Raw genomic sequence first — 20,558 nt, 5'->3', positions numbered from 1 at the left:
ACGGTTTCCGCATGGCTGCCCGTACCAAGACGACCAAGGACCGCCCGTCCTACCGCTGCACCGAGTGCGGCTGGCAGACGGCCAAGTGGCTCGGCCGCTGCCCCGAGTGCCAGGCCTGGGGCACGGTCGAGGAGTACGGCGCGCCCGCGGTCCGGACCACGGCCCCGGGCCGCGTGAGCACCTCCGCGCTGCCCATCGGCCAGGTCGACGGCCGGCAGGCCACCGCCCGCCCGACCGGTGTGCCCGAGCTGGACCGGGTGCTCGGCGGCGGTCTCGTACCGGGCGCGGTCGTCCTGCTCGCGGGCGAGCCCGGCGTCGGAAAGTCCACCCTGCTGCTGGACGTGGCCGCGAAGTCGGCGAGCGCCGAGCACCGCACCCTCTATGTGACCGGCGAGGAGTCGGCGAGCCAGGTGCGGCTGCGCGCCGACCGCATCGGCGCCCTCGACGACCACCTGTACCTGGCGGCCGAGACGGACCTGGCCGCCGTCCTGGGCCACCTGGACGAGGTCAAGCCGTCCCTGCTGATCCTCGACTCGGTGCAGACGGTGGCCTCCCCGGAGATCGAGGGCGCGCCCGGGGGCATGGCGCAGGTGCGGGAGGTCGCGGGTGCCCTGATCCGCGCCTCCAAGGAGCGGGGCATGTCCACGCTGCTCGTGGGCCATGTCACGAAGGACGGCGCCATCGCCGGGCCCCGCCTGCTGGAGCACCTGGTGGACGTCGTGCTGCACTTCGAGGGCGACCGGCACGCCCGCCTGCGCCTGGTCCGCGGCGTGAAGAACCGCTACGGGGCGACGGACGAGGTCGGCTGCTTCGAGCTGCACGACGAGGGCATCACGGGCCTCGCCGACCCCAGCGGCCTGTTCCTGACCCGCCGCGCCGAGCCCGTCCCGGGCACCTGCCTGACCGTCACCCTGGAGGGCCGCCGCCCGCTGGTCGCCGAGGTGCAGGCACTGACCGTCGACTCCCAGATCCCCTCCCCGCGTCGTACGACATCCGGTCTGGAGACCTCCCGGGTGTCGATGATGCTGGCCGTCCTGGAGCAGCGCGGCCGGATCAGCGCGCTCGGCAAGCGGGACATCTACTCGGCGACGGTCGGCGGCGTGAAGCTGTCGGAGCCGGCCGCCGACCTCGCCATCGCGCTCGCCCTGGCCTCCGCCGCCAGCGACACCCCGCTGCCGAAGAACCTGGTGGCGATCGGCGAGGTGGGGCTCGCGGGCGAGGTCAGGCGGGTCACGGGCGTGCAGCGCAGACTCTCCGAGGCACACCGGCTGGGCTTCACGCACGCGCTCGTACCGGCCGACCCGGGGAAGGTGCCGCCCGGCATGAAGGTCCTGGAAGTCGCCGATATGGGGGACGCGCTCCGGGTTCTGCCGCGCTCACGTCGTCGAGAGGCCCCACGGGAGGCGGAGGAGCGCCGGTAGACTTTGCCCTGGTCTCGCCCGTCCGTACGAACAGAGTGCGGGCACGGGAGCGCGTCAGAACCTGCGACCGGAGGAGTGCAGTGGCAGCCAACGACCGGGCAGCAGCTCCCGGAAAGTCCGGTGGGAGTGCCGGTTCCGATCGCCTGATGCGCGCCTCGCTGAGCGCCGTGGCTCCCGGTACGGCCCTGCGGGACGGCCTGGAGCGGGTCCTGCGCGGCAACACCGGCGGGCTCATCGTGCTCGGCTCCGACAAGACGGTCGAGGCGATGTGCACGGGCGGTTTCGTGCTGGACGTCGAGTTCACCGCGACCCGGCTGCGGGAGCTGTGCAAGCTGGACGGCGGCATCGTGCTGTCGTCGGACCTGTCGAAGATCCTCCGGGCGGGCGTGCAGTTCGTGCCGGACGCGACCATCCCCACGGAGGAGACGGGCACGCGGCACCGCACGGCGGACCGGGTCTCCAAGCAGGTCGGCTTCCCGGTCGTCTCGGTCTCCCAGTCGATGCGGCTGATCGCGCTCTACGTCGACGGGCAGCGCCGTGTCCTGGAGGACTCGGCGGCGATCCTCTCCCGCGCGAACCAGGCGCTGGCGACGCTGGAGCGGTACAAGCTCCGGCTGGACGAGGTCGCGGGCACGCTGTCGGCGCTGGAGATCGAGGACCTGGTGACGGTCCGGGACGTGTCGGCGGTCGCGCAGCGGCTGGAGATGGTCCGCCGCATCGCCACCGAGATCGCCGAGTACGTGGTCGAGCTGGGCACGGACGGCCGGCTTCTCGCGCTCCAGCTGGAGGAGTTGATCGCCGGGGTCGAGCCCGACCGCGAGCTGGTGGTCCGGGACTACGTCCCCGAGCCGACGGCCAAGCGGTCCCGCACGGTCGAGGAGGCGCTGGCCGAGCTGGACGCGCTGACCCATGCGGAGCTTCTCGAACTCGGCACGGTGGCGCGTGCGCTGGGTTACACCGGGTCCCCGGAGACGCTCGACTCCGCGGTGTCCCCGCGGGGCTTCCGGCTCCTGGCCAAGGTCCCGCGTCTTCCGGGCGCCATCATCGACCGGCTGGTGGAGCACTTCGGGGGCCTGCAGAAGCTGCTGGCCGCGAGTGTGGACGACCTGCAGACCGTGGACGGGGTCGGCGAGGCCCGGGCGAGGAGCGTGCGGGAGGGGCTGTCCCGCCTGGCCGAGTCGTCGATCCTGGAGCGGTACGTCTGAGGGTGGGGCCGGGCGCCCCCTCGGGCAGGTGCAGCTCGCCTGTCGCGGAGGGCGCGGGGGCTGTGCGACCGGCCACCACGCACCCGTATCCGACGACGAACCGCGCCGCCCCGGTCCTCAGTCCGCCGACAGCACGAACGAAGCCTGCGCCTTGCCGAAGCCCGGGGTCTTCGCCTCCAACAGGTACGTACCCGGCTTCGCCGAACCCCCGTGGGGCGTCGCGCACTTCGGGGCGCTCGGCTTGCGGTCCCACCGCACGGTGTAGGTGATGCTCTGGTCCGCGGGCACCCGGAAGACCAGGTTCCGTGCGCCCTTCGGGCAGTCGGCCGAGGACCAGAAGGCGTCGTCCCCGTCCGCCGGCGTGATCGTCAACACCGCGTTCTTCGGGCCGAGGTCGACCTTGCAGTCGGCCGACGAGCCGTTCTTGGCGGTGAGTTCGAAGGTCGGGGTCTGGTCCGGCGAGTAGGAGTTGTGCGCGCTGCGCAGGCTCAACGTCACCGCGCCGGAGGTGCAGTCGGGCAGCGTGGAGGACGCCGGGAGCGCGTCGCCCGCGGCGACGGCGCCGCCGCCGGACGCCGTGCCCGAGCCGCCACCCGCGCCGGAGGAGCCCTCGCTCGAGCCGCCGTCCCCGCCGGAAGCCGAACCGGAACCGGAACCGGAACCGCTGCCGCCGCTGCTGCCGCCGCCGCTGCCGTTGGAGCCGCCGCCGGACTCCTCGCGGCCGCCCGGGTGTTGGCTGATCGCTGAACCCGACGGAGTCGGTCCGGGCGTGATGGTGTGCGTGGGGTTCTTGCCGTTGGACCCGTCGGCGTTCTTCTTGCCGCCCCCGCCGCCGGCGGTGACGATCCACGTGATCACCAGTGCCAACAGGGCGACCACGGACAGCAGTACGACCCTCCGACGCCAGTAGATGGTGGAGGGAAGCGGCCCGACCGGATTGCGCAGAGATCCCACGGCGCAAACTGTACGAGAGATCTCCGTACTCGCCTGCGCCACCCGCCGCGCCGGCGTCAACTTTTCCGGATCATCATCCCGGTAACTGCCGCGGGCGGCACGGTTCTTCACTTTCCGCCACGCTCGGTGAACGCGCGGTCACCCGCGATGTCCGCCAACCCGTGGCAGGATCGGAAGGCCATGACTGAGAAGCTGCACGCCCCCGTGATCGCCTGGTTCGACGCCCACGCCCGCGACCTCCCCTGGCGCCGCCCGGAGGCGGGCCCGTGGGGCGTGATGGTCAGCGAGTTCATGCTCCAGCAGACCCCGGTGAACCGGGTGCTGCCCGTCTACGAGGAGTGGCTGGCCCGCTGGCCGCGCCCGGCCGACCTCGCGAAGGAGGCGCCGGGCGAGGCGGTGCGCGCCTGGGGACGGCTCGGCTACCCGCGCCGCGCGCTGCGCCTGCACGGTGCCGCGGTCGCCATAACGGAACGGCACGGCGGGGACGTGCCGACGGATCACGCGCAGCTGCTGGCGCTGCCCGGTATCGGCGAGTACACGGCCGCCGCGGTGGCCTCCTTCGCGTACGGGCAGCGGCACGCGGTGCTGGACACCAATGTCCGCCGGGTGCTGGCGCGGGCGGTGACCGGTGTGCAGTACCCGCCGAACGCGACCACGGCCGCCGAGCGGCGCCTGGCGCGGGAGCTGCTGCCGGAGGACGAGCGGACCGCCGCGCGGTGGGCGGCCGCCTCGATGGAGCTGGGCGCGCTGGTGTGCACGGCGAAGAACGAGGGGTGCCCGCGGTGCCCGATCGCCGCGCAGTGCGCGTGGCGGCTCGCGGGCAAGCCGGAGCACGCGGGCCCGCCGCGCCGCGGGCAGACGTACGCCGGTACGGACCGGCAGGTGCGCGGCAAGCTGTTGGCCGTGCTGCGGGAGGCGCACGCGCCGGTGCCGCAGGCGGTGCTGGACCGGGTGTGGCACGAGCCGGTGCAGCGGGCCCGGGCGCTCGACGGTCTGGTCGCGGACGGTCTGGTGGAGCCGCTGCCGGGTGGCCTGTACCGGCTGCCGCTGGGCTGACGCACAGACAGGTCACAGTCGCGGGGGCTCTGTTACGGACCACCCAGGACCGGCAAAGCGGCACATAAAGGCACATTCCGTCCGCTCGCTTTACCCCTTTCCTGCTTCCGTTACACAACCGACGGATAGCCGATTGCCAGCCGCAGGCTGGTACGCACAGCCTCGTGACAACCACTCCGTAGCTTCTTCTCCGTGCCCGGCGGACCACCGGGTGCGGGGACAGCGGAACTTCAGGCAGTGAGCCGGAAGCACAACGGGGAACGGAGGCGGTTGGTCATGGCGCAGGGCGAGGTGCTCGAATTCGAGGAGTACGTCCGCACTCGGCAGGACGCGCTGCTGCGCAGCGCGCGCCGGCTGGTGCCGGACCCGGTCGACGCCCAGGACCTGCTGCAGACCGCGCTGGTGCGGACGTACGGCCGCTGGGAGGGCATCGCCGACAAGCGGCTCGCCGACGCCTACCTGCGCCGGGTCATGATCAACACGCGCACCGAGTGGTGGCGGGCGCGCAAGCTGGAGGAGGTGCCGACCGAGCAGCTGCCGGACGCCTCCGTGGAGGACTCGACCGAGCAGCACGCCGACCGGGCCCTGCTGATGGATGTCATGAAGGTGCTCGCACCGAAGCAGCGCAGTGTCGTGGTGCTGCGACACTGGGAGCAGATGTCCACTGAGGAGACGGCCGCGGCCCTCGGCATGTCGGCCGGTACGGTCAAGAGCACGCTGCACCGGGCGCTCGCCCGGCTCCGTGAGGAGCTGGAGGCCCGCGATCTGGACGCACGCGCGCTGGAGCGTGAGGAGCGGGAGCGTTGCGCGGCCTGACCGGGGCCCGGCCCGTATGGGGCCGAGGGAGTTCACAGGCGGTGATCGCGGTGGGGGCCGCGCTCGCCGCCCTCGCCCTTTTCGTCGCCGCGTGCGGCAGCGGGGGCACGGGCGCCCGGGACGAGGGCCCGGCACACGCCTCGGCGGCGGCCGGGGCCGTCGCCTCCTCGCCCCCGAGCCCGTCGGACGACTACCGGCGGGTGGATCCGGTGGCGCTGATCAAGAGCGACCCGCAGGTCTCGGACTCGGTGAGGCGGGAACTGCAGCCGTGCGACGGCGACTACCCCGTCGACGTCTCGTACGGCAAGCTGACCGGCGGCCCGGTGGACGATGTCGTCATCAACGTTCTGACCTGCGCCGACGCGGTCGGTATCGGATCGTACGTCTACCGGGACGAGGACGGCGCGTTCCGGAACGTCTTCAAGAGCGAGGAGTCCCCGGTCTACGCCGAGATCGACCGGGGCACCCTGTCGGTGACCAGGCAGTACTACGAGAAGGGCGACCCGATCTCCAGCCCTTCCGGTGAGATCGTGACCCCCTACCGGTGGAAGGCGGGACGGTTCGCCGCGGGGCAGCCGACACGCAACGAATACAGCAAGTCCGCCGGCGGCGGGCCGTCACCCGTGCCGGACAGCTGACCGCGCCCCTACCCGTACCCCTGTAGAACCACTGACACCAGAGTGTCCACGAGTCACCACGAGGACTGAGAGCACCGGGATGGCAGACCAGACCCACGTCCTGTTCGTCGAGGACGACGACGTCATCCGCGAGGCCACCCAGCTTGCGCTGGAGCGGGACGGCTTCGCGGTCACCGCCATGCCCGACGGACTGTCGGGCCTGGAGGCGTTCCGGGCGAATCGCCCCGACATCGCGCTGCTGGACGTCATGGTGCCGGGCCTGGACGGCGTCAGCCTGTGCCGCCGGATCCGGGACGAGTCCACCGTGCCGGTGATCATGCTGTCCGCGCGGGCCGACTCCATCGACGTCGTCCTGGGCCTGGAGGCGGGCGCCGACGACTATGTGACCAAGCCCTTCGACGGTGCCGTGCTGGTCGCCCGCATCCGTGCGGTGCTGCGCCGCTTCGGGCACGCCGGCGGGGCCGCGCAGGCGGAGGAGTCCGGCTCCGGGGCCGGCGGCGGCACGCTGGCCTTCGGCGACCTGGAGATCGACACCGACGGCATGGAGGTGCGCCGGGCCGGGCAGCCGGTGGGGCTGACCCCGACCGAGATGCGGCTGCTGCTGGAGTTCTCCTCCGCGCCGGGCACCGTACTCTCCCGCGACAAGCTGCTGGAGCGCGTGTGGGACTACGGCTGGGGCGGTGACACCCGGGTCGTGGACGTGCATGTGCAGCGACTGCGGCAGAAGATCGGCCAGGACCGGATCGAGACGGTCCGCGGCTTCGGCTACAAGTTGAAGGCCTGAGCGGAGCGGCGGCATGCGGGGGATTCTGCGGCACCCGGTCCGGCGCATGGAGCGCGCGGGCCTGCGCACCGGGCTCCGGTGGAAGGTCAGCGCGGCGATCGCGCTGGTGGCGGGTCTGGTGGCGATCGTACTGAGCCTGGTCGTGCACAACGCGGCCCGTGTCTCGATGCTGGACAACGCGCGGGAGCTGGCCAACGACCGGATCGTGATGGCCCAGCGCAACTACGAGCTGAACCGGGGGCCGGTCTTCCCCCACATCAAGATCGACGACCCTGAGATGCCGGCCGCGCTGCGCGAGAAGGTCGAGCGGGGTCGCCGGGCCAGCGACGTCTCCGACCACGACGGGCTGGCGGACATCTGGGCCGCCGTGCCGGTGAAGGACGGGCATGTGCTGTCCCTGCACAGCCATCTGCCGGACCGCAGCACCGACATGCTGCGGGACCTGGACCAGGCGCTGGTCATCGGGTCGGTCGCGGTCGTGCTCGGCGGGAGCGCGCTGGGCGTGCTGATCGGCGGGCAGCTGTCCCGCCGGCTGCGCAAGGCGGCGGCCGCCGCGAACCAGGCCGCGGCCGGCGAGACCGACGTCCGGGTGCAGGAGGCCATCGGCGGGGTCGTACGGGACGAGACCGACGAACTCGCGCGCGCGGTGGACGCCATGGCGGACACGCTGCGGCAGCGGCTGGAGGCCGAGCGGCGGGTCACCGCGGACATCGCGCACGAACTGCGCACCCCGGTCACGGGGCTGCTGACGGCCGCAGAGCTGCTGCCGCCCGGCCGGCCCACGGAACTCGTCCTGGACCGGGCCAAGGCCATGCGCACCCTGGTCGAGGACGTGCTGGAGGTGGCCCGGCTGGACAGCGCCTCGGAGCGGGCGGAGCTGCAGGACATCATGCTCGGCGCGTTCGTGACGCGGCGGGTGGCGGCCAAGGATCCGGACGTCACCGTGCGCGTGGTGCACGAGTCGGAGGTCACGACCGACCCGCGGCGGCTGGAGCGGGTGCTGTTCAACCTGCTCGCCAACGCGGCCCGGCACGGCCGGCCGCCCGTCGAGGTGAGCGTGGAGGGCCGGGTCATCCGGGTCCGCGACCACGGTCCCGGCTTCCCCGAGGAACTGCTCGCCGAGGGGCCGAGCCGGTTCCGCACCGGCAGCAAGGACCGCGCCGGACAGGGCCACGGGCTCGGGCTCACCATCGCGGCGGGCCAGGCCCGCGTCCTGGGCGCCCGGCTGACCTTCCGCAACATACGCCCCGCGGGCACCCCCGCCCACCTCCCGGCCGAGGGCGCGGTCGCCGTGCTGTGGCTACCGGAACACGCGCCCACCAGCACCGGCAGCTATCCCATGCTGCCGGCGTCCGGCGGGAGCGAGGGCTTCGCGTAGGACCGACCGCTACGGCTGCCCGCTCCCCCGCGCCGGACGGGCCCCGGGGGCCCGAGCCGACCGGAAGGACGCCGACCGCGGGCAGCGGCCGGACCGCGAACGGTCCCCACCACCGAACGGCCCGGTCACCCGACCGTACGGCCCGGCCACCCGACCGTCCCCACCACCGAACGGCCCGGCCCGGCGAGCGGTCCGGCCGCCCCGGCTGCCCGTCAGCGCCGTTGCCCGGCCCGCGCAGACGGTTACGACCGCCGGCTCCTCCGCGTCCAGGCCGAGGTCCGGGTCGGCCCAGTCCCGGTCCGTGGCGTCCTTGGCCGGACGCAGTCGGCGGATCCTGTCCGTGCGCCGACGGTGGCACGGGGGTCTGAATCGACAGAGGCCCGCGGGGAAAGGCCGAAGGCCCCGGTGCGGCGGACACGCACCGGGGCCTTCGTACCGGGTTCGTACCCGGGCCTTCGTACCGAGGGAGGCGTCAGACGGCCTCGACCACGGCCTGCGGCGTCGCGTCCGCGCCGTCGGCGGAGGGCTTCTGCGGCCCGCCCTTCAGCGGCACCTCCTTGACGAACAGCGACGCGATCAGCACCAGCACCGCGATCGCGGAGCCCAGCAGGAACGCGGAGTGCGTACCGGAGGACACCGCGTGCTGGTAGGCCTCGCGCGCCACCGCCGGCAGCTTCTCCAGGCTCTTCGCGTCCAGCTGCGCCGACTTCTCGGTGATGTTCTTGCCCAGCGCGCCGGCCCGCTCGGCCATGACGTCCTGGACCCGGTGGTTGAACAGCGCACCCATGATGGCCACACCGAAGGAGGAGCCGAGGGTACGGAACAGGGTGGCCGAGGAGGACGCCACGCCCATGTCCTTCATCTGCACGCTGTTCTGCGCGACCAGCATGGTGATCTGCATCAGGCAGCCCATGCCGGCGCCGACCACGGCCATGTAGACGCCGGAGGTGAGCCGGGTCGTCCCGGTGTCCATCGTGGACAGCAGGTACAGGCCGACGATCATCAGGGCCCCGCCGGCGATCGGGAAGATCTTGTACCGGCCGCTGTTGGTGGTGACCCGCCCGGCGACCATCGAGGTCACGAGCATCGCGCCGAGCATCGGCAGGAGCAGCAGGCCGGAGTTGGTCGCGGAGGCGCCCTGCACGGCCTGCTGGTACAGCGGCAGGAACAGGGTGGCGCCGAACATGACGAAGCCGGTGATGAAGCCGATGACCGCCATCAGGGTGAAGTTGCGGCTCTTGAAGATGTGCAGCGGCAGGACCGGCTCGGCGGCCTTGGTCTGCCAGAACACGAACCCGATCAGCGCGGCCACGCCGATGCCGATCAGCTCCATGATCCGCGCGGAGGTCCAGGCGTACTCGGTGCCGCCCCAGGTGGTGACCAGGACGATCGCGGTGATGCCGACCGTCAGCAGGATGACGCCCAGGTAGTCGATGCCCGCCTTGGACCGCTTCCTCGGCAGGTGCAGCACGGCGGTGACCAGCGCGAGGGCGACCGCGCCCAGCGGCAGGTTGATGTAGAAGGCCCAGCGCCAGCCCCAGTTGTCGGTGATGGTTCCGCCGACCAGCGGACCGCCGATCATGGCCAGCGCCATGACGCCGGCCATCATGCCCTGGTACTTGCCCCGCTCCCGCGGCGGGATCAGGTCGCCGATGATCGCCATGACGCCGACCATCAGACCGCCGGCGCCCAGACCCTGCACGGCCCGGAAGCCGATCAGCTGGCCCATGTCCTGGGCCATGCCGCTCAGCGCCGAGCCGACGAGGAAGATCACGATCGAGCTGAGGAAGGCCCCCTTGCGCCCGAACATGTCACCGATCTTGCCCCAGACCGGGGTGGAGGCCGCGGTGGCCAGGGTGTAACCGGTGACGACCCAGGAGAGGTGCTCCAGGCCGCCCAGTTCGCCCACGATCGTGGGCATCGCCGTACCCACGATCATGTTGTCCAGCATCGCGAGCATCATCGCGATCATGAGCGCGAGCAGCACTACTCGCACACTCTTGGGCTGTTTGCCCGCTATCTCGTTTTCGACCTTGTCCGCCATCGTCTTCCCGTTTCCCCCTGCGGCGACTACTTACTTGCCGCCCGGCTAGTCGTCACTACACTGGGAAGGTAGACGCGCTACTAGCCGGGCGTCAAGTAAGTTTCCGCGGGAGCGCGAGGAGTACGAGGATGGGCGTCACGATGGACGGCACCAAGCAGCAGCGCCGCGGCAACACCCGCCAGCGCATCCAGGACGTGGCCCTCGAACTCTTCGCGGAGCAGGGGTACGAGAAGACCTCCCTGCGCGAGATCGCCGAGCGTCTCGACGTCACGAAGGCGGCCCTGTACTACCACTTCAAGACGAAGGAAGAGATCATCGTCAGCCTCTTCGAGGACCTGACGAAGCCGATCGAGAACCTGATCGAGTGGGGCAGGCAGCAGCCGCACACCCTGGAGACCAAGCAGGAGATCATCCGCCGCTACAGCGAGGCGCTCGCGGGCGCGGAGCCGCTGTTCCGCTTCATGCAGGAGAACCAGGCGACCGTCCGCGAACTGCGCATCGGCGACACGTTCAAGGACCGGATGCGCGGACTGCGGGACATCCTGATCGACCCGGAGGCGGAACTGGTCGACCAGGTGCGCTCCGTCAGCGCGCTGTTCACGCTGCACGCCGGGATGTTCGTGATGCACGACCTGGTGGGCGACTCCGGGAAGAAGCGCGAGGCCGTTCTCGAAGTCGCCCTGGACCTGATCTCACAGGCGCACGAACACGCCCGCACGAGGGAGTAGAAGCCCCCGGCGAGGACGTCAGACGGTGACGCCGTGGGCGCGCAGGAACGCGACCGGGTCGACGGCGGAGCCGTAGTTCGGGGTCGTACGGATCTCGAAGTGCAGGTGCGGACCGGTGGAGTTGCCGGTGGAGCCGGACAGGGCGATGTGCTGGCCGGTCGCGACGACCTGGCCGATCCGGACGTCGACCCGGGACAGGTGCGCGTACTGCGAGTAGGTGCCGTTGCCGTGCTGGATGACGATGGCGTTGCCGTAGGCGGGGCCGTCACCGGCACCGTTGGGGCCGGCCTTGACGACGGTGCCGCCGTGCGCGGCGACGACCTCGGTGCCGGTCGGCACGGCGAAGTCCTGGCCGCTGTGCTTGGCGACCCAGTGGCCGCCGGCCTGCGCGAAGCTCGCGGAGAGCGTGTACTGCTTCACCGGGTCGACCCAGGCGGCGGGGGACGCGGCGGCGGCGCTCGCGACCCCGGTCCCCAGCACGGCCGTGGCGCCGATTCCGGCAGCCAGAACGGTCATGCGGGCACGGAGCGAGGACGTACGGGCGGAGCGGGACGTGAAGCGTCGGAACATCAGGACCTCGTGAACTCGGGAACAGGTCGGCCACCCGGCGCACGGACGTCCACGAAGACGCCCGCCGGAGCGGCCTGTTCTTTGGTAACCGACCACCCCATCCAGCCCAAAACGCCCCATCTACGGCATCCCGTAGTAGCCGATGCCGAAACCGTCCACTTTCTTGACAGCCGCGACCCTTACGGATCCGGCCACTGACGACGGTCTTCTCCCTGGTGGAATCCGGCCCTGGAATCCGATTTCTCCCTTTATGGCCCTTTTTGTCGCCCCGAAAGATCCCACTATCCCGTCTAGTACCGGACATTTCGCCTGTGCCTCATGTCACCGGTGACCCACACCGACGATCACAGAAATGTGACGCAGACCTCTAGGCACCTACCGTCCGGTAACCCTACGGTTCCCCTCGCGCCACCCTCGCCTCAGATCATGCCCCTGACATTCAGAGACGCGAGAGGACCCCCACCGATGACCAGACGCCCCTGGGCGCGCCGCATCTCCGTGACCGCCGTCTCCGTGGCCGCCCTGGCCGCGATGGCCGTCCCGGCCGAGGCCGCGGCCACGAGCACCTCCTCCGCGAGCGGCTCCTCGGCGAGCGCCTCCTCCGCGAAGGTCGACCACGCCACCTGGCAGAAGGACTGCCAGGCGGTCATGGACCAGGCCCTGCCGTACCTCAAGGACCGCATCGCCGCCGCCGCGCCCGGTGAGAAGCAGGCCATCGTCCTCGACATCGACAACACCGCGCTGGAGACCGACTTCGGCTTCAGCTACCCCCAGCCGGCCAACAAGCCGGTCCTCGACGTCGCCCGGTACGCCCAGGAGCACGGAGTCTCCCTCTTCTTCGTCACCGCCCGCCCCGGCGTCCTGTACTGGCCCACCGAGTACAACCTCGAACACGACGGCTACGACGTCTCCGGCCTCCACGTCCGCGGCCTGCTCGACCTCTTCAAGGACGTCGCCGCCTACAAGACCGCCCAGCGCGTCGGCATCGAGAACGACGGCTACACGATCATCGCCAACGTCGGCAACAGCGCCACCGACCTGTCCGGCGGGCACGCCGAGAGGACCTTCAAACTGCCCGACTACGACGGACAGTTGTCGTAACGCACGGAGCACACCCTGGCTAGGCTCCATCCGTACGTCGTACGCACACGGGGGTGGCGGATGGAGCCGGCCGTACTGGGCAGCAAGCTGGCCTCCAGCTTGCTCGGCCCGCTGGTGAGGAAGCTGTTCGTGCAGGACGGCCCGGGCGCGGGCCTGGTCGACCGGCCAGTACGGCTGTCGGTGCTGGTGTCGTTCCGGGGCGAGAAGCGCACCCTCGGGGAGCGGGAGGTGCAGCGGCTGGCCGAACGGATCGTGGCCCGGGCGGTGGAGTCGCCGGGCGAGCCCCCGTTCCCCGCCGACGAACAGGCAGCCGTTGCCGACGCGCTCGCTCGCCGCCTGCTCGCCCTCGGCGACCTGGACATGGACGACGTGCAGGCCGTGCGGCTGGGCGCGGCCGAACTCGCCAGGCAGCTGCGCCACCGGTCCGGTTTCCCGAACCCGCAGCCCCTCTCGGCGGACGCCCGCCACTTCCTCGACTCCGCGACCGAGTGGGCCTGCCTGCAGATCCTGGAGTTCTTCACCCGACGGTCGTCCTTTGTGGCCCGCACCCTGGTCGAGCAGAGCCGTGCCCAGGCGGAACTCATCGCGAAGGTGGACGAGCTGATCGCCCGCACACCGCGCCCCGACGCCCGCGACACGGCCTTCGAACGCCGCTACCTCCCCTACGTCGCCGACCGCCACAACCACATCACCATCTACGGCATCGACCTGCGCGACTCCCCCGACCGGTGGCCGCTCGAAGTCGCCTACCTGAGCCTGGAGGCGACCGCCGAGGAGGAGCGGCCGTCCGACCTGCATCCCCATGAACGCCCGCCCGCCGCGGCCGGCCGGCTGCCCGCCGAGGAGGCCCTGGCCGGCGGCTCCCGGGTGCTGCTGCGCGGGGACGCCGGCTCCGGCAAGACGACGCTGGTGCAGTGGCTCGCGGTCACCGCGGCCCGCACCGCCGGCCGGATCCCGTACGTCCTCCCGCTGCGCACCCTGATCCGCACCGGCCCGCTGCCCGCGCCGGACGCCTTCCTGACGGCGGTGAGCTGCCCGCTGACCCCGCCGGCAGGCTGGGCCGAGCGCGTGCTGGCCGCGGGCCGGGGCCTGGTCCTGGTCGACGGCCTGGACGAGATCCCGGCCGCCGAGCGCCACCGCACCCGCGACTGGCTGCGCTCGCTCCTCGCGGCCTACCCCGGCAACGACGTCCTCCTGACCTCCCGGCCGACCGCCGTACGCCCCGACTGGCTGGCCGAGGAGGGCTTCCGGGAACTGACCCTGGCCCCGATGCGCCGCACCGAGGTGGCGACGTTCGTCCACCGCTGGCACGAGGCCGCGCGAGCACCGGAGTACGAGCAGCCGCTCCTGGACTCCCTGCACACCAAGCGCGACCTGGCCCGGCTGGCCACCAACCCCCTGATGTGCGGCCTGATCTGCGCCCTGCACCGGGAACGCCGGGGCTATCTCCCCACCGGCCGCAAGGAGCTGTACGACGCCGCCCTCACGATGCTCCTCGCCCGCCGGGACCGGGAGCGCGGCATGGGTGCCGAGCTGGGCGAGGAGGCGCAGCTGGAGCTGCTCCAACGGCTGGCGTACGCGCTGGTGCTGAGCGGTCGTACGGAGATGGACGTCGACACGGCCGAGGGCATCGTGGAGCGGTGTCTGCCGACGGTCGCCTCGGCGCAGGGGGACGCGGCGACGGTGCTGCGGACGCTGCTGCTGCGGAGCGGTCTGCTGCGGCAGCCGGCCGAGGGCGCGGTGGACTTCGTGCACCGCACCTTCCAGGACTACCTGGGCGCGCGGTACGCGGTGGCGGAGGGCCACCTGGACGTCCTGGTCGGCCACGCCGACGACACCCAGTGGGAGGACGTCATCCGCATGGCGGTGGCGCACGCCCGGCCCCGGGAGCGGGCTTTTGTCCTACGGCGGTTGCTGGCCGGGGAGTCACCCCGCCTGACGCTGCTGGCACTGGCCTGCCTGGAGCACGCGACGGCGGTGGAGCCGGGCGTACGGGCCGAGGTGGAAGCACGGGCCGCCGCCCTGATCCCGCCGCGTACCACGGAGGACGCGAAGGCGCTGGCGGAGGCGGGCCCGCTGGTCCTGGAGCTGCTGCCGGGGCCGGAGGGGCTGACGGACGCGGAGGCGCGGGGTGTGACGGTCGCCGCGTCGCTGCTCGGCGAGGAGGCACCGGAGGGCGCGCTGGCGGTCCTGCGACGGTTCCGGGAGCATCCGGACCTGGACGTGCGGCGGCAGCTGGTGGGGACCTGGTCGCGGTTCGACGCCGATGTCTACGCGGCCGAGGTCCTGGACCACCTGGACCGCACGGACCTCGTCCTGACCTGCGAGTCGGCCGAGCACCGCGCGTCCGTGGCCGGGATGCGCCCCTGGAGCCACCTGTCCTTCCACGGCCCGCAGCGGGTCGAGGACATCCTCGCCGCGATACCCGACCCGGAGACGGTGCGGTGGCTGGACCTACGGGACAACCCCCAGCCGGCCGACCTCGGCTCGCTGGCGCCCTTCCGCTCGCTGCGTGCGCTCGTCCTGGTGGACTGCCCGGCGGTGCGGAGCCTTGACGGCCTGTCCGCGCTCCCGCTCGACAATCTCCAGCTCAGCCGGGTCGGGTCCCTGGCGGGGCTGCGGTCCCTGGAGTCGCTGAAACACCTCTCGGTGGGGCAGGAGCTGCCGAACACCGACCTCAGGCACGCCCTGCCGGTCGGCGCCCCCCTCGAAGGGCTGAGCCTCGGACAGGGCAGCACGAACACCACGGGGCTGCGCGGGCTCCAGCACTGGACCGGCCTGCGCAGCCTGACCCTCGGGCACCTGACCAGTGAGGTGACAGCCGACAGCTGGGCCGCGCTCGCCGAACTGCCCCGGCTGACCGAGCTGAACGTGAACGCGCACATCGCCCGCGCGTTCCCCCGCTGCTTCGAGCGCATGCGGGAAATGCCCGGCGTCAAGGTGCTGCGGGTCGCCGGCATGCACGGTGACGAGTACCTCTCCGCCCTGGCGGCCCGGCTGCCGGGTCTGGAGCGGGTTTTCCTGCACGCCCTGTCCGGGCGGCAGTTCCCCGTCGCACGCTATGCCCATTTCTTCCCCCAGGCGGAAGTCGCCCTGCTGTAGCCCCCCTGTGAACGCCGAAAGGGGCCGGTGCCCGAAAGGCACCGGCCCCTTCTGGTCGGTCGAACCGCCGGAGGCTTACGCGTCCTTGCTCAGGTTGGGCCCAGCCCCACCCGCGGCCTGCTCGATCGGCGGGACGTCGGGCAGCGCCGACTTCTCCTCGCCGCGGAAGGTGAAGGTCTGGGACTCGCCCTCGCCCTCGGTGTCCACGACCACGATGTGACCGGGGCGCAGCTCGCCGAAGAGGATCTTCTCCGACAGCGAGTCCTCGATCTCGCGCTGGATCGTACGGCGCAGCGGCCGGGCGCCCAGCACGGGGTCGTAGCCCTTCTTGGACAGCAGTTCCTTGGCGGACTGGGACAGTTCGATGCCCATGTCCCGGTCCTTCAGGCGCTCGTCCACCTTGCCGATCATCAGGTCGACGATCCGCAGGATGTCCGCCTGCGTCAGCTGCGGGAAGACGACCACGTCGTCGACGCGGTTGAGGAACTCGGGGCGGAAGTGCTGCTTCAGCTCGTCCGACACCTTGTTCTTCATGCGCTCGTAGTTGGTCTTCGTGTCACCCGAGGCGGCGAAGCCCAGGTTGAAGCCCTTGGAGATGTCCCGGGTGCCGAGGTTGGTCGTCATGATGATGACCGTGTTCTTGAAGTCCACGACCCGGCCCTGGGAGTCGGTCAGGCGACCGTCCTCCAGGATCTGCAGCAGCGAGTTGAAGATGTCCGGGTGGGCCTTCTCGACCTCGTCGAAGAGGACGACCGAGAACGGCTTGCGGCGGACCTTCTCCGTCAGCTGGCCGCCCTCCTCGTAGCCCACGTATCCGGGGGGCGAACCGAAGAGACGCGACACCGTGTGCTTCTCGCTGAACTCCGACATGTCGAGGGAGATCAGCGCGTCCTCGTCACCGAAGAGGAACTCGGCGAGCGCCTTGGACAGCTCGGTCTTACCGACACCGGACGGGCCGGCGAAGATGAACGAACCACCCGGACGCTTCGGGTCCTTCAGACCGGCGCGGGTACGGCGGATCGCCTTCGACAGCGCCTTGACGGCGTCGTCCTGGCCGATGACCCGCTTGTGGAGTTCCTCCTCCATGCGGAGCAGGCGGGAGGACTCCTCCTCGGTCAGCTTGAAGACCGGGATGCCCGTGGCCGTGGCGAGGACCTCGGCGATCAGCTCGCCGTCGACCTCGGCGACGACGTCCATGTCGCCGGCCTTCCACTCCTTCTCCCGCTTCGCCTTGGCGGCCAGGAGCTGCTTCTCCTTGTCGCGCAGGGAGGCGGCCTTCTCGAAGTCCTGCGAGTCGATCGCGGACTCCTTGTCCCGGCGGACGGCGGCGATCTTCTCGTCGAACTCGCGCAGGTCCGGCGGAGCGGTCATCCGGCGGATCCGCATCCGGGAACCGGCCTCGTCGATCAGGTCGATCGCCTTGTCCGGCAGGAAGCGGTCCGAGATGTAGCGGTCGGCCAGGGTGGCCGCCTGGACCAGGGCCTCGTCCGTGATGGAGACGCGGTGGTGCGCCTCGTACCGGTCGCGCAGGCCCTTGAGGATCTCGATCGTGTGCGGCAGGGACGGCTCGGCGACCTGGATGGGCTGGAAGCGGCGCTCCAGGGCCGCGTCCTTCTCCAGGTGCTTGCGGTACTCGTCCAGGGTGGTCGCACCGATGGTCTGCAGCTCACCGCGGGCCAGCATCGGCTTCAGGATGGAGGCCGCGTCGATGGCGCCCTCGGCGGCACCCGCACCGACCAGCGTGTGCAGCTCGTCGATGAACAGGATGATGTCGCCGCGGGTGCGGATCTCCTTGAGCACCTTCTTGAGGCGCTCCTCGAAGTCACCGCGGTAGCGGGAGCCGGCGACCAGGGCGCCGAGGTCCAGCGTGTAGAGGTGCTTGTCCTTGAGCGTCTCGGGCACCTCACCCTTGACGATGGCCTGGGCGAGGCCCTCCACGACGGCGGTCTTGCCGACGCCGGGCTCACCGATCAGCACCGGGTTGTTCTTGGTGCGGCGGGACAGCACCTGCATGACCCGCTCGATCTCCTTCTCGCGCCCGATGACCGGGTCGAGCTTGGACTCACGAGCGGCCTGGGTGAGGTTCCGGCCGAACTGGTCCAGGACGAGGGAGGTCGAAGGCGTGCCCTCGGCCGGGCCGCCCGCGGTGGCGGTCTCCTTGCCCTGGTAACCGGAGAGCAGCTGGATGACCTGCTGCCGCACCCGGTTGAGGTCTGCGCCCAGCTTGACCAGGACCTGGGCGGCGACGCCCTCGCCCTCGCGGATCAGGCCGAGCAGGATGTGCTCCGTGCCGATGTAGTTGTGGCCCAGCTGAAGGGCCTCGCGGAGCGACAGCTCCAGGACCTTCTTGGCACGGGGGGTGAAGGGGATGTGCCCGGACGGGGCCTGCTGGCCCTGGCCGATGATCTCCTCCACCTGCTGGCGGACCGCCTCAAGCGAAATGCCGAGGCTCTCCAGGGCCTTAGCGGCGACACCTTCGCCCTCGTGGATGAGACCCAGGAGGATGTGCTCGGTGCCGATGTAGTTGTGGTTGAGCATCCGGGCTTCTTCCTGAGCCAGGACGACAACCCGCCGCGCGCGGTCGGTGAACCTCTCGAACATCGTTAATCGCTCCTCAGAGCGGTCAGGCAGTGGGGGGAACTTCCCCTCCCTGTCCTTCCGCAGCTTAGTCCCGCAAGCGGGGACCGCTCATTCCAACTGCCGACACCGTCGATGGCCTCCTGACCCGTGACGCCGACATCTGCTCCAACCCGATGGTGCGAGACGATGTTCCCGCAGGCCAGGCAGTTACCCCAGTCGCCAGTACGCCGATGGCGAACGTGAGACGGCCTTTCCTGCGTGTCGCCCCCTCCCACTAGGCATGTCTTACCCGCAGGGACTGACACTCCATGCGGCGCGCACCGGTTCCCTCCGCTATGGGCGAACAACCTTGCGCCTCTCCGGACCCCCGGACGCCCCCTTTTCCGGCACTGTGCGCGGCCGATCAGGCACCCAGCGTAACCTGAAGGCGGTTCGGGCGGTTGCACCGGGCATGGCCCGCTCGGTCCCCATGACCTCCACGGTCCCCCTTCCCCGCCGGCCCCTCGATCCGGGCGCACCGGCCGCCGGCGATTCCTCCGCCGGCCCCGAGGCCCGGGCCCGGCACTGGTACGAGAACGATCTGGGCTGGCCGACAGTGCCCGGACCGCCCGGACGGCCGCTGCGGCTGCTCACGGGGGTGCGGTTCGACGTGCTGGACGTCCCGGCCGAGGCGGGCGCTGAGGCGCTCCGGCATCTCGCACCGGGCTCCCCGGTGGCCCTTCGGGGCGACCGGATGGAGCTGCTGCTGGCCGCGGGCAGCGCGGAGGAGCTGCCGGGGCTGCTGGACTGGCTGGAGTGGGGCGCCCTGCCCCTGGACCTGCGGGTGCTCGGGGCGGGCGACACGCTGGAGGCACCGAGGCCGCCCGCCGGGCGCGCTGCGGCGCACGGAACCGTGCAGGGGGCCGCCGTGTGGCTGCGGCCCCCCGGGCCGGGACGCGGTGTCGAGGCCTCGCTGCCGGCCATGCCGGCCGGTCCGGCCACTCCCGTGGGGCGCGAGGGGAGCGCCCCCGATCTCGTACGACTGGTGGACACGGTGGCAGCGCAGTGCCACCGGGTCCGGCTGCGGCGCGTGTGCGCCGGACACCCCGCCGGCCGGCGGGATCAGCCGTTGGCCTTCTCGTAGGCCTCGCGGATGGACGCGGGAACGCGGCCGCGGTCGTTGACCTCGTAACCGTTCTCCTTCGCCCAGGCGCGGATCGCCGCCGTGTCCTGGTTGCCGCCGGAAGCGGCACGCGCCTTTCCACGCCCGCCGGAAGCACGGCCACCGGTACGCCGGCCGCCCTTCACATAGGGATCAAGAAGGCTGCGCAGCTTGTCCGCATTGGCAGTCGTGAGATCGATCTCGTACGTCTTGCCGTCCAGCGCGAACGTCACGGTCTCGTCCGCCTCGCCGCCGTCGAGGTCGTCGACAAGAAGGACCTGAACCTTCTGTGCCACCGCATTTCCTTTCATCGATAACGTTGAGGACCAGGGGGTGTGCGGCGTCCGCCGTTTCGCCGCCCCTGTTATATGCAGTACTGCAGTACGTCGGAAAGCAAACCGCTTTTGCCGGAAAAACACAAACCCTCGGGAGTGGGCCAGCGGAGCACCCACCTCCGGAAACATGCGCGTTTCGGACATAGGGAACCGGGGCAATGACGATCACAGATGCAGAAGCATCCGGCTGTTGCCCAAGGTGTTCGGCTTCACTCGTTCGAGACCCAGGAACTCCGCGACGCCCTCGTCATAGGAACGCAACAGCTCCGCGTAGACATCGGTGTCGACCGGCGTCTCACCGATCTCCACGAAGCCGTGCTTCCCGAAGAAGTCCACTTCGAAGGTCAGGCAGAAAACGCGCCGAACGCCGAGCCAGCGCGCGGTCTGGAGCAACTTCTCCAGCAACTGATGTCCGACGCCCCAGCCCTTGAGGCCGGGCTTCACCGCCAGGGTCCGGACTTCCGCGAGGTCCTCCCACATGACGTGCAGCGCGCCGCAGCCGACCACCTCGGCGTTGTCGTCGCGTTCCGCGACCCAGAACTCCTGGATGTCCTCGTAAAGCGTGACCGTGGCTTTGTCGAGCAGGATGCGGTCGCGGACGTAGGCGTCGAGGAGGCGGCGCACGGCGGGGACATCGCTGGTCCGGGCCCGGCGGACGGTGATGGCTTTTGCGGGGACTTCGGGACGCTCTGCTGACATGAGCGG

17 protein-coding genes are annotated in these 20,558 nt (G+C 71.1%); 11 read left to right on the top strand and 6 right to left on the bottom strand.

What is annotated here, in order from left to right; all coding sequences use genetic code 11:
• Positions 1–11 precede the first annotated feature (11 nt).
• Complete coding sequence (gene radA, locus IEZ20_RS27765; protein ID WP_189303630.1) at positions 12–1,421, top strand: DNA repair protein RadA; 1,410 nt, start codon at positions 12–14, stop codon at positions 1,419–1,421.
• An 80-nt stretch (positions 1,422–1,501) separates the two neighbouring features.
• On the top strand, positions 1,502–2,626 hold the full coding sequence (gene disA / locus IEZ20_RS27760) for a DNA integrity scanning diadenylate cyclase DisA (protein WP_189303628.1): 1,125 nt from the start codon (positions 1,502–1,504) through the stop codon (positions 2,624–2,626).
• Positions 2,627–2,743: 117 nt separating this feature from the next.
• On the opposite strand, the gene IEZ20_RS27755 is transcribed toward disA, so the two are convergent.
• Positions 2,744–3,580: a hypothetical protein gene (locus IEZ20_RS27755; protein ID WP_189303626.1), complete on the bottom strand. Its 837-nt coding sequence runs from the start codon at positions 3,578–3,580 to the stop codon at positions 2,744–2,746.
• Positions 3,581–3,727: 147 nt separating this feature from the next.
• On the opposite strand from IEZ20_RS27755, the gene IEZ20_RS27750 reads away from it, so the two are divergent.
• The 5 genes from IEZ20_RS27750 to cseC all read left to right on the top strand — a co-directional run bounded on the left by IEZ20_RS27750 (position 3,728) and on the right by cseC (position 8,252).
• Positions 3,728–4,636: an HhH-GPD family protein gene (locus IEZ20_RS27750; RefSeq protein ID WP_373303974.1), complete on the top strand. Its 909-nt coding sequence runs from the start codon at positions 3,728–3,730 to the stop codon at positions 4,634–4,636.
• 276 nt (positions 4,637–4,912) lie between these two features.
• A complete protein-coding gene (locus IEZ20_RS27745) occupies positions 4,913–5,452 on the top strand; it encodes a SigE family RNA polymerase sigma factor (protein WP_055703482.1) in 540 nt (179 codons plus the stop codon).
• Between the two features lie 41 nt (positions 5,453–5,493).
• Positions 5,494–6,090 (top strand): hypothetical protein, encoded by a 597-nt coding sequence (locus IEZ20_RS27740; RefSeq protein ID WP_189303622.1) that lies wholly within the window; start codon positions 5,494–5,496, stop codon positions 6,088–6,090.
• A 79-nt stretch (positions 6,091–6,169) separates the two neighbouring features.
• A complete protein-coding gene (gene cseB, locus IEZ20_RS27735; protein WP_189303620.1) occupies positions 6,170–6,874 on the top strand; it encodes a two-component system response regulator CseB in 705 nt (234 codons plus the stop codon).
• Positions 6,875–6,887: 13 nt separating this feature from the next.
• The gene (gene cseC, locus IEZ20_RS27730) at positions 6,888–8,252 is read left to right on the top strand and encodes a two-component system sensor histidine kinase CseC (protein WP_189303618.1); all 1,365 of its coding nucleotides are present in this window, start codon (positions 6,888–6,890) and stop codon (positions 8,250–8,252) included.
• 472 nt (positions 8,253–8,724) lie between these two features.
• Here the strand turns inward: cseC and IEZ20_RS27725 are convergent, their stop codons facing one another.
• On the bottom strand, positions 8,725–10,296 hold the full coding sequence (locus tag IEZ20_RS27725; protein ID WP_189303616.1) for an MDR family MFS transporter: 1,572 nt from the start codon (positions 10,294–10,296) through the stop codon (positions 8,725–8,727).
• Between the two features lie 128 nt (positions 10,297–10,424).
• On the opposite strand from IEZ20_RS27725, the gene IEZ20_RS27720 reads away from it, so the two are divergent.
• Entirely contained in the window at positions 10,425–11,024 is a 600-nt protein-coding gene (locus IEZ20_RS27720) for a TetR/AcrR family transcriptional regulator (RefSeq protein WP_189303614.1), read from the top strand.
• 18 nt (positions 11,025–11,042) lie between these two features.
• Here IEZ20_RS27720 and IEZ20_RS27715 read toward each other — a convergent pair whose 3' ends face one another.
• The gene (locus IEZ20_RS27715; RefSeq protein WP_189303612.1) at positions 11,043–11,594 is read right to left on the bottom strand and encodes a M23 family metallopeptidase; all 552 of its coding nucleotides are present in this window, start codon (positions 11,592–11,594) and stop codon (positions 11,043–11,045) included.
• 465 nt (positions 11,595–12,059) lie between these two features.
• On the opposite strand from IEZ20_RS27715, the gene IEZ20_RS27710 reads away from it, so the two are divergent.
• Together IEZ20_RS27710 and IEZ20_RS27705 are read left to right on the top strand one after the other, a co-directional pair.
• Positions 12,060–12,695: an HAD family acid phosphatase gene (locus IEZ20_RS27710; protein ID WP_189303609.1), complete on the top strand. Its 636-nt coding sequence runs from the start codon at positions 12,060–12,062 to the stop codon at positions 12,693–12,695.
• Positions 12,696–12,755: 60 nt separating this feature from the next.
• Positions 12,756–15,797 (top strand): NACHT domain-containing protein, encoded by a 3,042-nt coding sequence (locus IEZ20_RS27705; RefSeq protein WP_189303607.1) that lies wholly within the window; start codon positions 12,756–12,758, stop codon positions 15,795–15,797.
• A 75-nt stretch (positions 15,798–15,872) separates the two neighbouring features.
• Here IEZ20_RS27705 and IEZ20_RS27700 read toward each other — a convergent pair whose 3' ends face one another.
• Complete coding sequence (locus IEZ20_RS27700; protein ID WP_189303606.1) at positions 15,873–18,398, bottom strand: ATP-dependent Clp protease ATP-binding subunit; 2,526 nt, start codon at positions 18,396–18,398, stop codon at positions 15,873–15,875.
• 448 nt (positions 18,399–18,846) lie between these two features.
• On the opposite strand from IEZ20_RS27700, the gene IEZ20_RS27695 reads away from it, so the two are divergent.
• Positions 18,847–19,500: an SCO3374 family protein gene (locus tag IEZ20_RS27695; RefSeq protein ID WP_189303604.1), complete on the top strand. Its 654-nt coding sequence runs from the start codon at positions 18,847–18,849 to the stop codon at positions 19,498–19,500.
• Here the strand turns inward: IEZ20_RS27695 and IEZ20_RS27690 are convergent.
• Positions 19,479–19,814, bottom strand: a complete 336-nt coding sequence (locus IEZ20_RS27690) for a histone-like nucleoid-structuring protein Lsr2 (protein ID WP_059251614.1) — start codon at positions 19,812–19,814, stop codon at positions 19,479–19,481. The genes IEZ20_RS27695 and IEZ20_RS27690 overlap by 22 nt on opposite strands.
• Positions 19,815–20,018: 204 nt before the next feature.
• Positions 20,019–20,552, bottom strand: coding sequence for an amino-acid N-acetyltransferase (locus IEZ20_RS27685; RefSeq protein ID WP_189303602.1), 534 nt, complete (start codon positions 20,550–20,552; stop codon positions 20,019–20,021).
• Between the last annotated feature and the right edge of the window lie 6 nt (positions 20,553–20,558).

Source organism: Streptomyces cinerochromogenes (assembly GCF_014648635.1).
Classification (GTDB): Bacteria; Actinomycetota; Actinomycetes; order Streptomycetales; family Streptomycetaceae; genus Streptomyces; species Streptomyces cinerochromogenes.
This window is presented reverse-complemented; position numbering and strand designations above follow the sequence as displayed.

Coding starts and splice junctions, on each gene's coding strand:
- IEZ20_RS27720 (WP_189303614.1), top strand. CDS start 10,425: ATGGGCGTCACGATGGACGGCACCAAGCAGCAGCGCCGCGGCAACACC.
- IEZ20_RS27700 (WP_189303606.1), bottom strand. CDS start 18,398: ATGTTCGAGAGGTTCACCGACCGCGCGCGGCGGGTTGTCGTCCTGGCT.
- IEZ20_RS27715 (WP_189303612.1), bottom strand. CDS start 11,594: ATGTTCCGACGCTTCACGTCCCGCTCCGCCCGTACGTCCTCGCTCCGT.
- IEZ20_RS27695 (WP_189303604.1), top strand. CDS start 18,847: ATGACCTCCACGGTCCCCCTTCCCCGCCGGCCCCTCGATCCGGGCGCA.
- IEZ20_RS27685 (WP_189303602.1), bottom strand. CDS start 20,552: ATGTCAGCAGAGCGTCCCGAAGTCCCCGCAAAAGCCATCACCGTCCGC.
- cseC (WP_189303618.1), top strand. CDS start 6,888: ATGCGGGGGATTCTGCGGCACCCGGTCCGGCGCATGGAGCGCGCGGGC.
- IEZ20_RS27710 (WP_189303609.1), top strand. CDS start 12,060: ATGACCAGACGCCCCTGGGCGCGCCGCATCTCCGTGACCGCCGTCTCC.
- IEZ20_RS27705 (WP_189303607.1), top strand. CDS start 12,756: ATGGAGCCGGCCGTACTGGGCAGCAAGCTGGCCTCCAGCTTGCTCGGC.
- IEZ20_RS27725 (WP_189303616.1), bottom strand. CDS start 10,296: ATGGCGGACAAGGTCGAAAACGAGATAGCGGGCAAACAGCCCAAGAGT.
- IEZ20_RS27750 (WP_373303974.1), top strand. CDS start 3,728: ATGTCCGCCAACCCGTGGCAGGATCGGAAGGCCATGACTGAGAAGCTG.
- IEZ20_RS27745 (WP_055703482.1), top strand. CDS start 4,913: ATGGCGCAGGGCGAGGTGCTCGAATTCGAGGAGTACGTCCGCACTCGG.
- cseB (WP_189303620.1), top strand. CDS start 6,170: ATGGCAGACCAGACCCACGTCCTGTTCGTCGAGGACGACGACGTCATC.
- radA (WP_189303630.1), top strand. CDS start 12: ATGGCTGCCCGTACCAAGACGACCAAGGACCGCCCGTCCTACCGCTGC.